Here is an 18,330-nt window from a genome sequence, read left to right on the forward strand (position 1 = left end):
TTTCCCGGAGTTAGACTTAAAATCTGCCTGTAATGCGCCTGAAATTGTGCTGAAAATGCCTGTCTTTTCGGCCAGTAAATGCGATGCGAACAACAGGACTAGAAACGGATTCATGGGATGTCGAGGCCGTAAACCCTTCTCGGTGGGATACATGCTTAAAGCCCCGTTTGAGTAGCGAGAGGGACAAGAAATCCAACTCAACACTCAAACGGGGTTTTGTTTTCTTAAGCTTTAAATTTCTGCGTTTAGAAGGTAGCTGCTTCTTGGCCAGCTGCAGCACGTTCCGCGGCGATAGCGTAGATGCGGCCGCGGCAGGCATACCATCCGGCGATGAGGATTGGAATGATGACCAAAAGTCCTGCAACCGTCCAGGTTCCCACTGGGTTATCGAACGCCATCAGTACCACGATGAACACGAGCGCTACTAGTACGAACCAGCTGGAATATGGTGCGAAAGGCATGCGGAAGCTCGGGCGTTGGAGCTGGCCACGTTCTGACTTCTTTACCAATGCGATGTGGCAGAGCATGATCATGCCCCAAGAAGCGATGATGCCGATGGCTGCGAAGTTAAGAACAATTTCAAATGCCTGAGCTGGAACGATTGCGTTAAGGACAACGCCGACGGCTGCGACGACTGAAGTGATGACGATTCCGCCATAAGGAACACCATTGGCGCTGATGCGTCCTGCGAACTTTGGCGCAGAACCGTTCAACGACATCGAGCGCAGGATACGGCCGGTGGAGTACAGTCCCGCATTCAAGGAGGACATTGCTGCGGTGAGAACCACGAGGTTCATGACCACGTCCATGCCGGGAACGCCGATGGCGCCGAAGAAAGTAACGAATGGGCTTTCGCCTGCTTTGTACTCAACATAAGGAAGCAGCAGCGACAGTAAGATCAAAGAGCCTACGTAGAAGATAGCGATGCGGAAGATAACAGTATTGATTGCCTTCGGCATGACCTTCTCAGGGTTTTCTACCTCGCCTGCGGCGGTGCCCAAAAGCTCAATGGATGCATACGCGAAGACCACGCCCTGCATGAGAACCAGAACTGGCAGGATGCCGTTAGGCAAAATACCGCCGTTGTCTTGAATGAGGGACCAGCCGGTGGTGTGGCCTTCAATAGGGGTTCCGAAGACGACAAAGTAGCAACCGGCTACCAGGAAGGCAGAAAGTGCGACGACCTTGATGAGTGCGAACCAGAATTCCAGCTCGCCGAGCGCACGAAGAATAAGGAAAGCCAGCTCGCCACAGATGGCGTAGCTGATGACAATTCCGGGACCAGCTTGGGCAAGGCGGCCGCCGGCACCCATGAACAGTCCGGTACCAATGGCACCGCCGATAGCGATCACGTTGACCTGACGGGTGCTTAGCCCCTTGTGGTAGTCACCATCGCCAGCAGTGATTGCAGATTCAGTTGCGGAATTTGCCGGCTTTGTCGTGGCTGCAGAGCCTGAGACTTGAGTCGTTGACATAGTGTGCCTTTTCTTTAAAGGAATGAAACGGTTGGGGTGTCTATTAACAGAGCTTAGGGCTGCTTTTTGACGATCCCATCAACAGCAACGCGTACTGCGGAAAGGTGGAAGGCCATCGCTTCTTCAGCGGCGTCTTTGTCTTGAGCGGCAATCGCTTCGACGATGATGCGGTGTTCCTTGTCGGAAGGTTCTCTGCGCCCGGAGACCACGTTGACGGTCTCGGACTGACGCGCCAGGGATTCGCGAATATCGCGGACAATCTTGGTAAAGACCGAGTTTTTGCTAGCGCTGGCGATGGTTGCGTGGAATTCAGTATCCAATTCAACCCACGCGACGTGATCGTCTTCGGCCTCCATCTGCTCCATGATGTCTTGCAACTTCTTCAGGTCATCAGTGGTTCGGCGCAGCGCAGCGAGGCCAGCGGCGGGGACTTCAATGTGCGGACGGGCCTCGTGAATGTCGGTTGAGGAATAGTTGCCGAGCACTAAGTCGTTCGCAGGCGTTGCAGAAATGACAAAAGTGCCTCGGCCAGTTTCGGTTTTAGTTAGTCCCAGCGTTGCCGAGGAACGTAGCGCTTCGCGGATGACCGAGCGGCTAACGCCAAAAGATGCCGCAAGTGAAGCTTCCGAGCCCAGCTTTGAGCCGATGGGGATTTCTCCGGATTCGATTCCTTGGCGAATGGAGTTGAAGACTTCCTCGGCAGCACTGGTGCGCGAAAGCACCGGCTGTCGGGGTGTCCAGCTGTCAGACAGGTTCATACCGGAAGTTTGTGCACTGTGATGCGCCTTACGTCAACAGCCAAATGTTGTATGCGCTGATATTCTGCTCAATCTAGCCTGCGTAACAGCTACGTTTTAAAATTTCACGCAGCTGGATTCCTATTGCACATAGCGTGTGCGTGGCTCGGCCAGGAGATGCTCTGCCATATACGGCTGGGTGAAGCGCACATACCCGTGTGAGGAAGGCTCAATGAGCTCTTGCTTAATTAGTGCCGCGCGGATTCTGCTGATGCCGGTGGTGGTCTTCTTCAACAGCCCGGCGATTTCACTAATGGACTGTTCCTCACCGCCCAAACGCGCCATTGATCGCAAAAATTCACGCTGTAAGTCGGTGACATGCCGCAGCGCTGGTCGATGCACCTGCGAGCCGAAAGTATCAATTGCCTCTTTGAGGATGGCATCGATAGTTTCTTGCGCGACTTCCTCTTCTACCTGGTCTTTAGTTACCCGCCACGCATGCGCGCCAATGAGCTGAACCAAGTAGGGAAACCCGAATGATGCGGTGGCCGCGCGCCGGGCAGCAGCATCGCCAAAGTGGATACCGGAGCCATCAGCGGTAGCGGCGAGAAGATTCACGGTGTCATCGGCAGTCAATGGGCCTAGCTCATAGGCACTTGCACGGCGTAAGAACGTGGTGCCCGGCAAGTCCAAGAGGTCCCGGGTGCCAACCGTTAGGCCTGCGAAGGCAAGAGCGACAGGAAGTTCATCCTTGATGAGATTCTGGAAGGCTTGCGCTACCGCAGCGAGATCCTCACTCGGGGCGTCTTGGACCTCATCAATCGCAATGAATACGCCGCTTCCACTAGTGTATTCCAGAAGTTGCCGGATACGAGTTTCTACCGTGGGTACAGGTTGCAGCTGCCCGTAACGGGGATCGAGTTCGGTTTCTACACGGCCTAGACCTGCGACACCAAGCGACTTCAACCGGGTCTCCGCCTGTGGGTTGAGCCTGGCAATCTGCGCTGGAATAGCCGTATTAATAAGGTGCTCGGCCATGCTCGTGCTACCGATGGCCCGCACTGAGATCCACCCGCGAGCTTCGGCAATATCTTCGAGCTCCGTCAACAGAACTGTCTTGCCAATTCCGCGGGTACCGCTGATTAACATCGCGCGATCAGGATGGCCCACGGGGCTGTCGAGAGCTTCCGCGAATCCTTCTAAAATTACCGTTCGTCCTGCCCAAAAGCGTGGCGAGGCACCAAAAGTAGGACGAAACGGGTTCGGAGTTTCTGCTGGAAGCTCAGGACTTTTAGAACGCGGGGACATATGTACAAGTTACATAAATTATTTCTCGAGCAGCTTAAGCAAGTCCGCCTGAACTTCACGGCGGCGAATCTTGCCCAGCTGGTCTTTGGCGAGCTCTTCGAAGTGGTAGAAGGTGCGCGGCACTTTGTAGCGGGTAAGGCGTTCACGGGAGAAGTCCTTGAGGCCTTCTGGATCCAAAGCCGCACCATCGCGCAAAGTCACACACGCAACGACGTCTTCGGAGCCATCGTGACGCGGACGGCCAACCACGGCAACATCGGTGATATCGGGGTGGGTAAGCAGAATTTCCTCGACCTCCGCCGGGTAGACATTGAATCCACCGGTGATGATGATTTCTTTGATGCGGGCTACCAGGCGGACAAAGCCATCTTCTTCCATTACACCGACGTCACCGGTGCGGAACCAATCACCGTGGAAGGCTTCTTTAGTGGCTTCAGGCTTGTTGAGATAGCCCTTAAAGACCTGCGGCCCGCGAACCAGCAGTTCGCCTTCTTCACCATCGGGCATAGTTTCATCTAGGTTCTCTGGGTTAGCAATGCGCACTTCGGTATCAGGGAAAGGAAGACCAACATAGCCCGGACGGGTCTTGCCGTTCATGGGATTACCACAAATAACTGGGGAGGTTTCAGTCAGACCGTAGCCTTCCACCAGCTTGCCGCCGGTAAGGTTTTCCCAGTCCTCAACGGTGGAGACTGGCAAGGTAGAAGCACCGGAGAAAGCATTGTCGATGCCCGTGATCTCGATATTCTTCTCATTCGCTGCGGCAATGATCTTCTCGTATAGCGTCGGTACGCCCGGTGCAAAAGTTGGAGTGTGCTTCTTCAAAACATCGATGATGAGTGGGATCTGTGGTGCTGGGAGCAAAACCATCTCAGCCCCAACATAAGGGCCAAGGGTTGCCACCATGGTGAGGCCATAGACGTGGAACATCGGCAAAGTTGCGAGGAAGCGCTGTTGCTTATCGCGCAGTCCCGGGACCCAGGCATCACCCATGACAACCATGGAAGCCATGTTGCCGTGGCTGAGCATCGCGCCTTTGGGCTGACCCGTAGTACCAGAGGTGTACAGAATCAGCGCAGTGTCTTCACGCGTGACTACGGGGTATTCAATGTCCTTGCCGGAACCGCCAATTGCGTGTGAGCACAAGGTGGACCAGGGCACGGTGTTCGGAGCATCGCCGGTGAGAGCATCGCGCTTGGACGTAATCGGTGGAACTGGAATGCGCAGCAAAAGCTGCATACGCCGTGGCATGGCTTCCGTCATGTTGACGGAGATGATGGTCTCCAGCGGGGTTTTCCCACGCAGCTTTTCTAATGTTGGTGCGGCCTTGTCCCAGGCAATGGCAACACGCGCACCGTGGTCATTGAATAGACCCTCTAATTCATGTGCGGTGTAGAGCGGGTTATGCTCCACTACCGTTGCACCCAGCTTTAATACGGCATAAAAGGCTGCGATGTGCTGCGGGCAGTTCGGTAAAACCAAAGCCACGCGGTCGCCTGGGCGAATGCCAAAAGCTTTCAGGCCTGCGGCGGCAGCGTTTACCTGGTGGTCTAAGTCGCTATAGGTTTGAGTGCGGCCGAAGAAATAGGTAGCAGACTTATTGCCATTCTTTTCTAGGTTGTTGTCGTAAAAATCAACCAGCGTGTCATCGCCATAGTCCAAGTGTGGCTCGGTCCACGCTGCGTAATTGTGGATCCAGGCTTTGGTTTGAAATGCCGACATAAGACGTCCTCCCAGGGATATTTTATCGATGGTGCATCTGCAACGGTCAGCGCGAAAAGCTTAAAAGGCTAACCCGCCGTAAGGCGAAGAAGAGTGTGCTTCTTTTTAAGTTTAATGCACCACGGTCATATCGCCGGGGAGGACGACTTAATTACTTGTTGCCAAGTAATTACTTACTTCCGAGCATCTTCAGAAGGTCTTGCTGGACTTCGCGGCGGCGAATCTTGCCCAGCTGGTCTTTCGCTAGTTCGTCGAAGTGGTAGAAAGTGCGAGGCACCTTGTAGCGAGTAAGGCGCTCCCGAGCGAATTCTTTCAGGCCTTCGGGGTCGAGAGCTGAGCCATCGCGCAGCGTGACACAGGCGACGACATCTTCAGAGCCGTCTTCACGCGGGCGACCAACAACGGCAATGCTTTCGATATCGCGGTGGTCGGACATGGCCTCTTCAACTTCGGCCGGGTAGACGTTGAAGCCACCTGTGATGATGATTTCTTTGATGCGGGCAACAAGACGCACAAAGCCATCTTCTTCCATCACGCCGGCATCGCCAGTACGGAACCAATCGCCGTGGAAAGTAGCGGCGGTTGCCCCAGGGTTGTTGAGGTAGCCCTTAAAGACCTGCGGACCGCGAACTAGCAGCTCACCTTCTTGTCCATCCGGCATGAGCTCATCGAGGTTGTCTGGATTAACAATGCGTACTTCGGTATCTGGGAAGGGAATACCGACATAGCCCGGACGGTGATTGCCATCCATCGGGTTTGCGCAGATAACTGGTGCGGTTTCTGTGAGACCGTAACCTTCTACCAACAGCCCACCGGAGAAGGCCTCCCACCGTGCAACAGTGCGAACCGGCAGGGTAGCTGCGCCGGAAAACGAGTTAGCAATAGGGTGTTGGGTCTTGTCCATGCCCTTTTCCTCGGCCGCCGCCAAAATCTTGTCATAAAGCGTCGGCACACCTGGAGCCCATGTTGGAGTGTGCTTTTTAATGACATCCATGATCAAAGGAATCTGCGGGGCAGGCAGCAAAATGATCTCTGCGCCAACGTAGACGCCCAGTGCCACCACGGTGGTCATGCCGTAGACGTGGAAGAAGGGTAAAGCGGCGAGGAAGCGTTCAGGTTTGTCACCGAGACCTGGAACCCAGGCTTTGCCCATGACGCAGTTGGCCAAAATATTGGCGTGTGAAATCATTGCGCCTTTCGGCGCACCGGTTGTACCCGAGGTGTAGAGAATCAGTGCAGTGTCATCGGCAGTAACTTCATTGTTTTCAAAGTCTTTGCCGTTGCCGCCAATGGCTGGGGAGATAAGGGTTGACCAAGGGACAGTATTTGGAGCATCGCCCGTTAGCGCATCACGCTTAGCAGTAATTGGTGGAATCGGGATGCTCAGAAGCAGCTGCATGCGCCGTGGCATAGCTTCAGTCATATTGACTGAAATAATGGTTTCTAAGTCCGTGGTTGCGCGAATCTTTTCCAAGGTTGGGGCCGCTTTGTCCCAAGCAATAACAACGCGTGCACCGTGATCCTTGAACAGTCCTTCGAGCTCATGAGCGGTGTATAGCGGGTTGTGCTCAACCACGGTCGCGCCGAGTTTTTGAATAGCGAAGAAAGCCGCAAGGTGCTGTGGACAGTTAGGGAGCACAATGGCGACACGGTCGCCAGGGCGAATACCGAAGGCCTTAAGTCCTGCTGCTGCTGCACGAACCTGTTGGTCAAGCTCTTTGTAGCTTTGCCCGCGCCCGAAAAAGTAGGTTGCAGGTTTATCTGCGTTGAGCTCAAGGTTGCGGTCATAGATGGACGCTAAAGTGTCATCGCCATATTCAAGTTCGTGGTCAGTCCAAGGGGCATAGAGTTTGGTCCAGGCCTTGGTTTCAGATGCTGACATGCGGGTCCTTCCAAATGTTCGGGCTCGCGGTGATGCGATTGTGTCCGGTCTTCGTTGTTTATCGACGCCGAAACAACAGTTGCATTTAGACGCCTAAATATTTTGCGCTCTATAATACATTGCAAACATGACGGAAACCTCATATTTGGACGGTTTGTCACAGGAAAGTTTCTATTTCTACCCCCAATTACAGAAAAATCCCACAGGGATTGCCCCTGTGGGAAAATTGAAACAGCTATTACTTGCTTTGCTTGTTTAACCGGTCAATGAGGTCCTGCTGGACTTCGCGGCGGCGAATTTTCCCCAGTTGGTCTTTGGCTAGTGCTTCGAAGTGGTAGAAGGTACGCGGCACCTTGTAGCGGGTAAGAAGCTCCCGTGAGAACTCTTTGAGGCCTTCGGGGTCAAGTGCGGCGCCATCACGAAGCGTTACGCAAGCAACGACATCTTCGGAGCCATCCTCACGCGGGCGGCCCACTACGGCGGCTTCTTCCACGTCAGGGTGGGAAAGCAGGGCTTCTTCAACTTCAGCGGGGTAGACGTTGAAGCCGCCGGTGATGATGACTTCCTTCAAACGCGCGACCAGGCGGATGAAACCGTCTTCTTCCATGACTCCTAGATCCCCGGTGCGGAACCACCCATTGTGGAAGGCTTGCTCGGTGGCCTCAGGGTTGTTGAGGTAGCCCTTGAAAACCTGGGGGCCGCGAGCGATGATTTCGCCTTCTTCGCCATCAGGCATTACCTGATCAGGATTTTCTGGATTCACAATGCGGATTTCAGTGTCCGGGAAAGGAATGCCGACGTAGCCGGGCCGGCGGCTATCGGTCATCGGATTGCCAATAAGGATGGGGGAGGTTTCCGTAAGGCCAAAGCCTTCCACCAGGCGGCCTTGGGTGAGCTCTTCCCAATCTTCCACGGTAGATACTGGAAGGGATGCCGCGCCGGAGAAAGCGCTGCGAATGCCCTTAATCGCAATGCCCTTGTCTTTAGCTGCTTCCACGATTCGGCTGTAGAGAGTGGGCACGCCGGGAACCCAGGTGGGTGTGCGCTTTTTCATGATGTCCATGATCAGCGGAATCTGTGGTGTTGGCAGAAGAACTAGTTCGCCGCCGATGAACTGCGCCAGGGTCAGGTTCATGGTCAGGCCATAAGCGTGGAAGAAGGGCAAAGCGGCGAGCATGCGCTCGTCCTGATCGCCAAGCCCTGGAACCCACGCTTTGCCTTGTGCAATATTGGCAAAAAGTGAACCGTGGGTAAGCTCAGCGCCTTTGGGCTTGCCGGTGGTACCGGAGGTGTACATCACCACGGCAGTGGTATCTGGCGTAACTGATGGTTCGGATTCAATATCGCTGCCGTCGCCACCAATGGCATTGCCAATAAGGGTATCCCACGGAACGGAGTTGCGAGCTTCGCCCGTGAGCTGGTCGCGCTTTGCTTTCAAAGGCGGGATTGGAATACGCAGGGCGATCTGCTGCAAGGTGGGCATCGCGTCAATCATGTTGACGGAAATAACCGTTTCCAAATCAGTGGTGCCACGCAGCTTTTCCAGCGTAGGGGCTGTCTTGTCCCAGGCGATGGCGATGCGCGCGCCGTGGTCCTGGAACAGGCCCTCTAATTCGTGCGCGGTATACAAAGGGTTGTGCTCAACTACCGATGCTCCCAGCTTCAGCACCGCATAAAATGCCGCTACGTGCTGCGGGCAGTTCGGCAATACCATCGCGACGCGGTCGCCAGGACGCACGCCGAAAGCTTTAAGTCCGGCGGCCGCGCGGCGAACTTGGCGGTCCAGATCGATATAAGACTGGCTGCGGCCAAAGAAGCTTAAGGCAGACTTGTGGCCGTTGATAGCCAGGTTATTGTCATAGACGTCCAGCAAGCTGGTGTCGCCATAGTCTAGAGAATGGGGGGTCCATTCGGGGTAGTGCGAAAGCCAGGTCTTATTTTCTGAAGCAGACATTTCATCCTTCTAATCTCATTGAGAAATCAAAGTATTGAGCAGCGCAGCATGGACAGGGAGTCACTATCTGTCTCTCACCATACCGTTGGTTACGTAAGTGTTTATTTGCTCCAGTGTAGCTACATAAACCTGAGGATTTACTCAGCAACGAAGGTAAAATAGATCACGGATAAAACTATTTCTCGATTAGATCAAGTTTAGATTCATCGACACATAGCGCAGGCTGGCAGTGATTCAGGCATTAATGCAGGTGTGGTTTAGTAGTTGTGGTTTCTGTTATTCAATGTGTGCGCAACCGGGTGAAAGTCTAGGATATCCGGTATGAGAGTCGCCATGATTTCGATGCATACTTCGCCGATTGCCCAGCCCGGCTCTGGCGATGCCGGCGGGATGAATGTCTACGTGCTGTCGATTGCGACGCAGCTCGCACGCAAGGGCGTAGACGTGGATATTTTTACGCGTGCGACCCGCCCGAGTCAGGGGGAGATTGTAGAAATTGAGCCGCACCTACGCGTGATCAATATTGTGGCCGGTCCATATGAGGGCTTAAGCAAAGAGGAATTGCCAACCCAGCTCGCCGCATTTTCTGGCGGCATGGTGCAATTTATTAAGTGCAATAACTTGTACTACGACCTTATTCACTCGCACTATTGGCTTTCTGGCCAAGTGGGCTGGTTACTGCGGGATTTGTGGGGCATTCCCTTGATTCATACTGCGCATACCTTGGCGGCTGTGAAGAATGCCTACCGCGCGGCTGATGATTCGCCTGAATCAGAGGCCCGCCGTATTTGTGAACAGCAATTATCGGATAACGCGGATGTCTTGGTGGTCAATACTGAGGACGAGAAAAATGAGCTCATTGCGCATTATGATGCCAATGATTGTCATATCTCTGTGATTACTCCGGGTGCTGATACTGAGCTCTTTACCCCAGGAACAGATCGCAACACTGAGCGCAGTCGCCGTGAGCTGGGTATTCCATTGCACACCAAAGTGGTGGCTTTCGTTGGACGGTTGCAGAAGTTCAAGGGCCCTGAGGTTTTGATCCGCGCGACCGCCGAGTTATTTAAGCGAGATCCGCAGAGGAATTTGCGTGTGGTTATCTGCGGCGGAGCATCGGGTGAGACTTCGAATGTGCAAAATTATCACGATTTAGCGCGTGAGCTGGGTGTTGCGCACCGCATTCGTTTCTTGGATGCGCGTCCCCCGCAGGAGCTAGTTGCGGTGTATCAAGCAGCGGATATCGTGGCGGTTCCTAGCTACAACGAGTCTTTTGGGCTGGTCGCAATGGAAGCGCAGGCAACTGGCACCCCAGTGGTCGCAGCGCGCGTTGGTGGATTGCCGATTGCAGTGGATCACGATGTCACCGGCTTGCTTATCGATGGCCACGGGGCCTCGCAGTGGGCAGATGCCTTGGCGCAATTGCTGGACGATGACGAGAGGCGCATCCATATGGGCGAGCAAGCTGTGGAACATGCCGCGAAATTTAGCTGGGCGGCTTCCGCACAAGAGCTTTTAAAGGTGTACGAGGAAGCCACCAAAATCGACATGTCAGAATGTCACGGACCGCGCCAGGCCGCAGGTATTTAAGCCCAAGGGCTCTCTTGAGCGGAAATTCGCTACCCAGATCACAGAAATAAAAAGCCCCTCAAGGCTCATTTCGTGGCATGCTTGATGACATGACTAACGGAAAGCTAATTCTTTTACGCCATGGCCAGTCCACCTGGAACGAATCCAACCAGTTCACTGGCTGGGTAGATGTAGATCTGACCGAAAAGGGCGAGGCTGAGGCAAAGCGTGGCGGTGAGATGTTGGTAGAGCACAACATCTTGCCTTCTGTTGTGTACACCTCCTTGCTGCGCCGTGCGATCCGCACCGCGAATATTGCGCTTAATAAAGCTGATCGCCACTGGATTCCAGTCATTCGTGACTGGCGCTTAAACGAGCGTCACTATGGTGCGCTGCAGGGCTTGAACAAGGCTGAGACCAAGGATAAGTACGGCGATGAGCAGTTCATGGAGTGGCGTCGTTCCTACGGCACCCCACCACCAGAGCTTGCGGATGACGCTGAGTACTCCCAGTCTGAAGATGCCCGTTACGCAAACCTGGACACCGTTCCTCGCACAGAGTGCTTGAAGGATGTCGTGGAGCGTTTCATCCCGTACTTCAAGGAAGAAATCCTGCCACGTGCCCAGCGCGGTGAGACCGTTTTGATTGCAGCGCACGGTAACTCCCTGCGCGCATTGGTGAAGTACTTGGACAATATCTCTGATGAGGATATTGCAGGTCTGAATATTCCAACCGGTATTCCACTGGTCTACGAAATCACCGAATCGGGCGAGGTTGTAAACCCAGGTGGTACCTACCTTGATCCAGAAGCAGCAGCAGCTGGTGCGGCAGCAGTAGCAGCCCAAGGCGGCAAGTAAGAAAAGCGTCAGCTGGCACAACGACCCCAGGGAGAGCATAATTTCCCTGGGGTGCTTTCACGTTAGACCCAAGTTTAAAACACAAGGAGATCAGTGGCCGTAGTCATTGCATTTATCGCAGGCGTTATCGTCTGCCTTGCCGCAATGCCAGTTTCGCGTTTTATCCAGCGTCGGATTTTAAGCTCACGGCAATCAAGTTCGATTGAGGCCAACCAAGTCACAACCGTCAGCCAGGTTTTGCATCTAGCTATCCAAGGCGCACCCACTGGGGTCACGGTGGTGGATCAAAGTGGCGATGTCATCTTGTCTAATACCGCTGCGCATGAAATGACGATTGTGCACGACCGCAGCATCAATCCGGAACTGTGGCGTGTGGCCGAAAAAGTCTTTGATGATAAAGAAGAGCGCACCATCGATCACTCCGTGTCGAAGCGTCGCACGGGCAACCGCGTGCTGCAGATCCGGGCGCTGGTGAAGCCTTTAACGCTTATCGATGACCGCTTTGTCATCATCTTTGCCACCGATGAATCCGAATCCACCCGCATGGAATCAGCGCGCCGGGACTTTGTTGCCAATGTTTCCCATGAGCTAAAAACGCCCGTTGGCGGTATCGCGCTGCTGGCTGAGGCGCTGTTGGATTCTCCAGATGATCCAGAGCATGTGGAGTATTTCGGATCCCGGGTACAAAAAGAGGCCTACCGCATGGCCGATATGGTCAATGAGTTGATCGCGCTGTCGAAATTGCAGGGTGCGGAGGCTCTACCTGAGCTGGAACCAGTGTCTGTGGATGCGGTGATTAATGAAGCCATCGTGCGTAATCAGCTCACGGCTGAAGCACATGAAATCCAAATCACGCGCGGAGTCAGCGTAGGCGCTTTTGTTAAAGGCGATAAGGCTTTGTTGGTGACAGCGGTATCCAACCTGATTTCTAATGCCGTGCATTATTCGCCCGAGGCCATGCCGGTGTCGATCTCGCAAAAGCGCGTCAATGATGATGTCGTGGCAATTCGCGTCACAGACCGCGGAATCGGTATTGATACTGAAGACCAAGCGCGCGTTTTTGAGCGCTTTTTCCGTGTTGATAAAGCCCGATCTCGGCAAACCGGAGGTACTGGCCTAGGATTAGCAATTGTAAAACATGTTGTGGCCAATCACGGAGGAAACATCAAGTTGTGGTCTCGTCTTGGCACCGGCTCAACCTTTACAATTGAACTTCCTATTTATCACGAGCCCGAACCGGAAAAGATTCCAGCGGTGACCGATAATGAACATGAGAAGACTCCGAAGGCTGACCTGCATTCCGCAGTTGCCCGGGAAGCTTCTCGTCGAAAGGATAAAACCTCATGACGACCATTCTCATCGTTGAAGACGAGGAATCGTTGGCGGATCCGCTGGCATTCCTGCTTCGAAAAGAGGGATTTGAACCAATCGTTGCGCACGATGGGAAAACCGCATTAGAGGAATTTGAACGCCACGATGTGGACATCGTATTACTTGATTTGATGCTGCCTGGCATGTCTGGCACGGATGTGTGTAAGCAACTGCGCGCGACATCTTCCGTGCCGGTCATTATGGTCACTGCACGTGATTCAGAAATCGACAAAGTTGTTGGCCTCGAACTTGGCGCTGATGACTATGTCACCAAGCCTTATTCTTCTCGTGAACTTATTGCACGTATCCGCGCTGTACTGCGCCGCGGCGGAGACGCAGTGGAAGTAGAAGAAGAATTTGAAGAGCAGGTTCTCGAAGGTGGCCGCGTGCGTATGGACGTGGAGCGCCACATCGTGTCCGTCGACGGTGAACCTATCTCGATGCCTCTAAAAGAATTCGACCTGCTTGAATACTTGCTGCGTAACGCTGGACGCGTACTTACTCGCGGTCAGCTCATTGACCGCATTTGGGGAGCTGACTATGTCGGAGATACCAAGACTCTCGACGTACACGTCAAGCGCCTGCGCTCCAAGATTGAGCAAGAGCCATCTCGCCCTCAGCACCTGGTGACGGTGCGTGGCTTGGGATATAAGTACGAGGCTTAAAACCTCGCTTATCTTGGCAGCAGGGCCGGCTTGGTAGATTTCTACCAGCCGGCCTTTGCGCTTGCTGGGTGCAAAGGCAACTCAATGTTTGCGGCCTTGGCTGCACCGCGAAGCTCTGCGCGCTGCTGGCAATGTGCAGCTAGAAGCTCATAAGCCTTTTTACCCATCAACGCGGTCAGCTCAGAAATGTGGGAACGCCACATAGGTTCGGGGGAGTTGTGGCAGGCGGAATCTGTGGTGCAGTACCAGTCAAAATCCTCGCCGCCATTGCCCCAACCCCGGCGGTCGTATTCGCCCAAAGTGGTGCGTAGGATTTCTTGGCCATCGGTACGCTCTTCCCATTCTTCATGTCGGCGGATAGGAAGTTGCCAACAAACCTCAGGCTTTACAACCGTAAGTTCTTGGTCCTCTGCCATTGCCCACTGGTGCAATGCGCAGCCGGCGCCGGTGGCCCAGCCCGCGCGGTTGGCAAAGATGCAGGCACCATCTTGGACTTGGGTTTTCAAGGCGGGTTCTGGCTCGCCATCATCGTCGTCGAGTTCATCCCATACGAGCCATGGCTCAATTTGGAGGGGATCTTCGGCCGATAGGAAGGCGTCTGTGTCGGCTGGACGATTTTGCCAATATTTTGCTGGCATTTGTGCCACGGCATCGTAGAGCTGATCCCGGTCGGTTTCGTCAGCCATGAAAGCGCCGTGCCCACAGCAACCCACATCTGGGTTTTCTGAGTCAATACCGAAGCATCGCTCAGTGCCGAATTGGCACGTGTAATGAGACTCTAACCAGGTTAAATCCACGCTAAATACGTGGAACTCATCATCGGGATCAGTAAATTCAAACCATTCCCGTGGAAAGTCCGGCGCTAACTCGCGGCCTGCGCGGATCGATGCGGCCGCCGGAGAAAATTCGGGGAAACCTAGGTGAACGGTTTTCGACGATGGTTGATACTGCTGTAAAAAATCCGGGCGATTCACACTTACCAACGGTAGACCTACTACGCTTAGGGGTGTGCGATTAGGTGTATTAGATGTCGGAAGCAATACTGTCCATCTCGTGGCAGTCAACGCCACCGTTGGCGGTCGCCCGACCCCGATGAGTGACTGGAAGACTCCGTTGCGCCTTGTGGAGCAATTGGACGACGACGGTAACATTCACGCCAAGGGCGTCAAAAGGCTTATCTCCGCAGTTAAAGAAGCTTCTGAGCTGGGCAAAAAGCTGGACTGTGATGAGTTCATCGCCTTTGCTACCTCCGCTGTGCGTTCTGCGCCGAATTCCGATGAGGTGTTAGCCTTAGTCGAGAAAGAAACAGGCGTCCATCTCGAGATTTTGTCCGGTGAGGAAGAAGCGCGCCTGACTTTCTTGGCGGTGCGTCGTTGGTATGGCTGGTCAGCCGGTCGTATTACCAACATCGATATCGGCGGTGGCTCGCTCGAGCTATCTACAGGTTCAGACGAAGAGCCAGAGATGGCATTCTCCTTGGACCTGGGTGCCGGGCGTTTGACGCATAACTGGTTCGATACTGACCCACCTGCCAAAAAAGATGTGCAGGCGCTGCGTGATTACATCGATGCTGAGCTCGAGGATGCAGCAAAGCACATGAAGACTCTAGGTCCAGCCCGCTTGGCGGTTGGTACCTCGAAGACTTTGCGCTCCTTGTCACGCTTGACGGGTTCGGCACCTTCTTCAGCTGGTCCGTTCGTCCAGAGAACGTTGACGGCTGCCGGTTTGCGTCAGCTGATAAACTTTATTTCTCGTATGACTGCGGCAGACCGTGCCGATCTGGAGGGCGTAAGTTCCGACAGGTCGCACCAAATCGTTGCTGGTGCCCTGGTGGCTGAAGCATCGATGCGTGCATTGGGCCTAGAAAAGTTAGAAATCTGCCCGTGGGCACTGCGAGAAGGCGTAATTTTGCGCCGGACTGACAAGGGACTGGATTAAGAACATGGCTGAGGATAAGCAATTAACAGTTGCCGAACTGCTTGCTCGAAGCTCGAAAGAGCGAGAGCGCCGCGGCAGTGCGGGTGCCTCTGAACAGGGAACTGACGGCAAGGAAGTTCCACGCCGTCGACGTCGCCGCAGCTTAGATGAAGGCGGTATCTCTGTCGCGGAGCTCACCGGATCAATTAAGCGCGTGCAGTCGGAGCCAGCACGTTCCCGTCACTCTGAAACAGACACATCCGCTGCCGCCGCAGCTTCAGCAGCTCAAGCAGCGAAAAAGCCTACGCAACCTTCGGCGTCGAACGCCCCAGCGGATTCTGACACTTCAAAGCCTGCAGACGCCAAGTCGGTGGGCGCTAAATCTGCTGATGCCCCGGCAGCTTCCGCCAAGACTGCTCCTGCTGAGCCAAAGACTCGTGCTGCCAATGCGGCGAAACCTGGTGACAAAGCAGATGCGAAGGCGGCAGATGCTTCTGTAGGCAAGGAAACTCCTGCAGCAGCTAAGCCACAGGTTGCGAGCGAAGCTGAAGCTGAAAAGAAGGCTGATACTCCGAGTAATGATGACACCACTGTCATTAGCAAGGTAGAAGCAGATTATTCGAAGTCTGAGCCCCAGAAGCCTGAGGCGCAAAAAACCGCAGCAAAGCCAGCAAAAGTGAAGGCTGATACGGCGAAGCCAGCAGCAAAACCAGCTGAGGCGAAGGTCGACGAGACCACTGTGATGCCAGTGCAAACTGCTGCGCCTAAGCCGGTTGCTTCTGCAGATGCGCCACAAGTGGAAGATGCTGCAACGGGTGAAATCCCAGTGGTGCCTGCAGACTCACACGGTGATGCTGCAGTGGCTCAGCGTGAAGACGAAGATTTTGAGGATGAAGAAGACGGCAAGCTAAGCGCAGTATCCATCGTGGTACTCGCGTTGATCGGAATTATCCTCGGCGCAATCGTATTCAAGGGCTTTGAAGTCCTGTGGGGACGCTTTGACCGCATCATCGTTTCGATTCTCGCGCTAGTTGTTACCGGTGCAATGGTCGGTATCGTCCATGCCCTGCGTACAGCGCGTGATTCTGTCTCCATGACCTTGGCTGCTGTTGTCGGGTTGGTTCTTACCTTTGGCCCTTTACTGATTATCATCCTGTAAAGACTTACCTCGGTCAGTTTAAAAAGCCGGTTGCTACGAAATGGTGGTGGCCGGCTTTGTCAATATCTGGCACGCTAGATCGCATGACAAAAATTGCAGTAATCGGCGGTGGCCAAATCGGTGAAGCTTTAACCGGTGGGCTTATCGCATCAGGATCTGATGGACACGACATTGTAGTCACCAACCGTCGGGCAGAGCGCCGAGAAGAGTTTGAAGAAACCTACAAGGTAAAAACTACGGACAATAACCAAGAAGCGGTTAAAGGTGCCGATGTTGTCTTCGTTTGTGTAAAGCCTTATGCAATCGTGGATATGCTTGCTGAGATCAACGACAGTCTCGCGAAGAACGCAGTGGTTGTTTCGATGGCCGCAGCAATTACTCTCGATAAGCTTGAAGGGGCAGTGGGGGCACAGGTTCCAGTGGTGCGCTCGATGCCAAACACGCCGATGTTGGTGCGAAATGGCATGAATATCGTCGTGCCCGGAAAAAACGTCACTAGCGAGCAGCTAGACACCGTAAAAGAGCTCCTATCGACGGTGGGCAAGGTTTTGGAAGTCACGGAAGACAAGATGGACGTGGCTGCCGCGTTGGCAGGCTCTGGACCGGCGTACTACTTCCTCGTCACTGAAGCGCTCATCGATGCCGGCGTAAATTTGGGTCTGACTCGTGAGCAGGCATCAGAATTGGCTAATTCGACCGCAGCTGGTGCTGGCCAACTGTTGGTGGAATCAGAGCAAAACGCCAGCAGCCTCCGCTACGGAGTCTCGTCTCCCGGCGGCACCACAGTCGCGGCATTGCGCGAACTTGAAGAGTCCGGTATCCGCGGTGCTTTCTATCGCGCTATCGACAAGTGCGTTGAACGTACCCGCTCGATGAACTAGAGACCTTGTCGGACGAGCGCATTGTAAACAATGTGACAAATCTGACTCAAGTGTTCTGAGGGCTTTGTGGTTCCCCAGTTATTCGCAGGGTAAATAACGTACGTGTGATACCCACGGGGGTAAAATAAATAGTTGTGACGGGAAATTTTTGCACTTGAGTCGCATTAGTCACATGTTTCACGTTAGGCTGGTTCCAGCACGAGCGTGATCATCCTGTGGGAGGGGAAGCCTACAGCGCGTTTCGGGCTGAAAGGTATTGAATTATGGCTAATGAAGATAAAGGAACCTTTCTCACTGTCGCAGAGGTCGCAGACATCATGCGTGTCTCGAAGATGACTGTGTATCGATTGGTTCACGCAGGTGACCTGCCAGCTGTTCGCGTGGGACGTTCTTTCCGCGTTAACGACAAGGCAGTTCAGGATTACTTGAATAACTCCGTCTACGACGTTGGATAATCCATCCTGCACAAGCTCTCGCAGCGCCCTCCTCTTTGTGTCTCACATTTATTGTGGACAGAAGGTGGAGGGCGCTGTTGTATGCCATGGAATCTCTCTAAAATAGGGGCGTTTTGGTTAGCTGGTACATCAATCAGTAGAATGGTTGGCATTCGTGTCAGCGCCCGCGCGCCGATTCTGGCTGCGGCCTGCTAAAGAGTGCACCTTGAGCGGGCAAGGAGCTGACAGGTTTAGTACGTACTAAAAGTTCGAAAGGAAACCTCCTATGGGTTCAGTTATTAAGAAGCGTCGTAAGCGCATGTCCAAGAAGAAGCACCGCAAGATGCTTCGTCGCACCCGCGTGCAGCGTCGTAAGTTGGGCAAGTAAATCTTGCTTGC

16 protein-coding genes are annotated in these 18,330 nt (G+C 54.0%); 9 read left to right on the forward strand and 7 right to left on the reverse strand.

The window, feature by feature from the left end:
• Positions 1–245: 245 nt before the first annotated feature.
• The 6 genes from CSTAT_RS01860 to CSTAT_RS01885 form a co-directional block, all read right to left on the reverse strand.
• On the reverse strand, positions 246–1,475 hold the full coding sequence (locus CSTAT_RS01860; RefSeq protein WP_075722284.1) for an amino acid permease: 1,230 nt from the start codon (positions 1,473–1,475) through the stop codon (positions 246–248).
• A 53-nt stretch (positions 1,476–1,528) separates the two neighbouring features.
• A complete protein-coding gene (locus CSTAT_RS01865; protein WP_075722285.1) occupies positions 1,529–2,233 on the reverse strand; it encodes a FadR/GntR family transcriptional regulator in 705 nt (234 codons plus the stop codon).
• Positions 2,234–2,353: 120 nt separating this feature from the next.
• Positions 2,354–3,520: an ATP-binding protein gene (locus tag CSTAT_RS01870; protein WP_075722286.1), complete on the reverse strand. Its 1,167-nt coding sequence runs from the start codon at positions 3,518–3,520 to the stop codon at positions 2,354–2,356.
• An 18-nt stretch (positions 3,521–3,538) separates the two neighbouring features.
• Positions 3,539–5,242 carry a long-chain-fatty-acid--CoA ligase gene (locus tag CSTAT_RS01875; RefSeq protein ID WP_066792345.1) on the reverse strand — a complete coding sequence of 568 codons (1,704 nt, stop codon included), beginning with the start codon at positions 5,240–5,242 and terminating at the stop codon, positions 3,539–3,541.
• Positions 5,243–5,411: 169 nt separating this feature from the next.
• A complete protein-coding gene (locus tag CSTAT_RS01880; protein WP_075722287.1) occupies positions 5,412–7,124 on the reverse strand; it encodes a long-chain-fatty-acid--CoA ligase in 1,713 nt (570 codons plus the stop codon).
• Positions 7,125–7,362: 238 nt separating this feature from the next.
• On the reverse strand, positions 7,363–9,078 hold the full coding sequence (locus tag CSTAT_RS01885; protein ID WP_075722288.1) for a long-chain-fatty-acid--CoA ligase: 1,716 nt from the start codon (positions 9,076–9,078) through the stop codon (positions 7,363–7,365).
• A gap of 321 nt (positions 9,079–9,399) precedes the next feature.
• On the opposite strand from CSTAT_RS01885, the gene mshA reads away from it, so the two are divergent.
• From mshA to CSTAT_RS01905, 4 genes are all read left to right on the forward strand, one after another.
• Complete coding sequence (gene mshA, locus CSTAT_RS01890) at positions 9,400–10,668, forward strand: D-inositol-3-phosphate glycosyltransferase (protein ID WP_075722289.1); 1,269 nt, start codon at positions 9,400–9,402, stop codon at positions 10,666–10,668.
• 89 nt (positions 10,669–10,757) lie between these two features.
• A complete protein-coding gene (locus CSTAT_RS01895) occupies positions 10,758–11,504 on the forward strand; it encodes a phosphoglyceromutase (protein WP_066797330.1) in 747 nt (248 codons plus the stop codon).
• 93 nt (positions 11,505–11,597) lie between these two features.
• The gene (locus tag CSTAT_RS01900) at positions 11,598–12,851 is read left to right on the forward strand and encodes a sensor histidine kinase (RefSeq protein WP_066792349.1); all 1,254 of its coding nucleotides are present in this window, start codon (positions 11,598–11,600) and stop codon (positions 12,849–12,851) included.
• Positions 12,848–13,540, forward strand: a complete 693-nt coding sequence (locus tag CSTAT_RS01905; RefSeq protein WP_066792350.1) for a response regulator transcription factor — start codon at positions 12,848–12,850, stop codon at positions 13,538–13,540. The genes CSTAT_RS01900 and CSTAT_RS01905 overlap by 4 nt, the downstream gene beginning before the upstream one ends.
• A gap of 41 nt (positions 13,541–13,581) precedes the next feature.
• Here the strand turns inward: CSTAT_RS01905 and CSTAT_RS01910 are convergent, their stop codons facing one another.
• On the reverse strand, positions 13,582–14,514 hold the full coding sequence (locus CSTAT_RS01910; protein WP_075722290.1) for a DUF3109 family protein: 933 nt from the start codon (positions 14,512–14,514) through the stop codon (positions 13,582–13,584).
• A gap of 34 nt (positions 14,515–14,548) precedes the next feature.
• On the opposite strand from CSTAT_RS01910, the gene CSTAT_RS01915 reads away from it, so the two are divergent.
• From CSTAT_RS01915 to CSTAT_RS01935, 5 genes are all read left to right on the forward strand, one after another.
• On the forward strand, positions 14,549–15,478 hold the full coding sequence (locus CSTAT_RS01915) for a Ppx/GppA family phosphatase (RefSeq protein ID WP_075722291.1): 930 nt from the start codon (positions 14,549–14,551) through the stop codon (positions 15,476–15,478).
• A gap of 4 nt (positions 15,479–15,482) precedes the next feature.
• Positions 15,483–16,616, forward strand: coding sequence for a hypothetical protein (locus tag CSTAT_RS01920; RefSeq protein WP_075722292.1), 1,134 nt, complete (start codon positions 15,483–15,485; stop codon positions 16,614–16,616).
• An 83-nt stretch (positions 16,617–16,699) separates the two neighbouring features.
• Positions 16,700–17,497, forward strand: a complete 798-nt coding sequence (gene proC / locus CSTAT_RS01925; RefSeq protein ID WP_075722293.1) for a pyrroline-5-carboxylate reductase — start codon at positions 16,700–16,702, stop codon at positions 17,495–17,497.
• A 263-nt stretch (positions 17,498–17,760) separates the two neighbouring features.
• On the forward strand, positions 17,761–17,952 hold the full coding sequence (locus CSTAT_RS01930; RefSeq protein WP_006823560.1) for a helix-turn-helix domain-containing protein: 192 nt from the start codon (positions 17,761–17,763) through the stop codon (positions 17,950–17,952).
• Between the two features lie 265 nt (positions 17,953–18,217).
• The gene (locus tag CSTAT_RS01935) at positions 18,218–18,319 is read left to right on the forward strand and encodes a 30S ribosomal protein bS22 (RefSeq protein ID WP_003855542.1); all 102 of its coding nucleotides are present in this window, start codon (positions 18,218–18,220) and stop codon (positions 18,317–18,319) included.
• The last annotated feature ends 11 nt before the right edge of the window (positions 18,320–18,330 follow it).

It is taken from the genome of Corynebacterium stationis (assembly GCF_001941345.1).
Lineage (GTDB): Bacteria > Actinomycetota > Actinomycetes > Mycobacteriales > Mycobacteriaceae > Corynebacterium > Corynebacterium stationis.

What these genes read in the sequence shown, in the direction of transcription:
- CSTAT_RS01860 (WP_075722284.1), bottom strand. Translation starts at nt 1,475, where the DNA reads ATGTCAACGACTCAAGTCTCAGGCTCTGCAGCCACGACAAAGCCGGCA.
- CSTAT_RS01865 (WP_075722285.1), bottom strand. Translation starts at nt 2,233, where the DNA reads ATGAACCTGTCTGACAGCTGGACACCCCGACAGCCGGTGCTTTCGCGC.
- CSTAT_RS01870 (WP_075722286.1), bottom strand. Translation starts at nt 3,520, where the DNA reads ATGTCCCCGCGTTCTAAAAGTCCTGAGCTTCCAGCAGAAACTCCGAAC.
- CSTAT_RS01875 (WP_066792345.1), bottom strand. Translation starts at nt 5,242, where the DNA reads ATGTCGGCATTTCAAACCAAAGCCTGGATCCACAATTACGCAGCGTGG.
- CSTAT_RS01880 (WP_075722287.1), bottom strand. Translation starts at nt 7,124, where the DNA reads ATGTCAGCATCTGAAACCAAGGCCTGGACCAAACTCTATGCCCCTTGG.
- CSTAT_RS01885 (WP_075722288.1), bottom strand. Translation starts at nt 9,078, where the DNA reads ATGTCTGCTTCAGAAAATAAGACCTGGCTTTCGCACTACCCCGAATGG.
- mshA (WP_075722289.1), top strand. Translation starts at nt 9,400, where the DNA reads ATGAGAGTCGCCATGATTTCGATGCATACTTCGCCGATTGCCCAGCCC.
- CSTAT_RS01895 (WP_066797330.1), top strand. Translation starts at nt 10,758, where the DNA reads ATGACTAACGGAAAGCTAATTCTTTTACGCCATGGCCAGTCCACCTGG.
- CSTAT_RS01905 (WP_066792350.1), top strand. Translation starts at nt 12,848, where the DNA reads ATGACGACCATTCTCATCGTTGAAGACGAGGAATCGTTGGCGGATCCG.
- CSTAT_RS01920 (WP_075722292.1), top strand. Translation starts at nt 15,483, where the DNA reads ATGGCTGAGGATAAGCAATTAACAGTTGCCGAACTGCTTGCTCGAAGC.
- proC (WP_075722293.1), top strand. Translation starts at nt 16,700, where the DNA reads ATGACAAAAATTGCAGTAATCGGCGGTGGCCAAATCGGTGAAGCTTTA.
- CSTAT_RS01930 (WP_006823560.1), top strand. Translation starts at nt 17,761, where the DNA reads ATGGCTAATGAAGATAAAGGAACCTTTCTCACTGTCGCAGAGGTCGCA.
- CSTAT_RS01935 (WP_003855542.1), top strand. Translation starts at nt 18,218, where the DNA reads ATGGGTTCAGTTATTAAGAAGCGTCGTAAGCGCATGTCCAAGAAGAAG.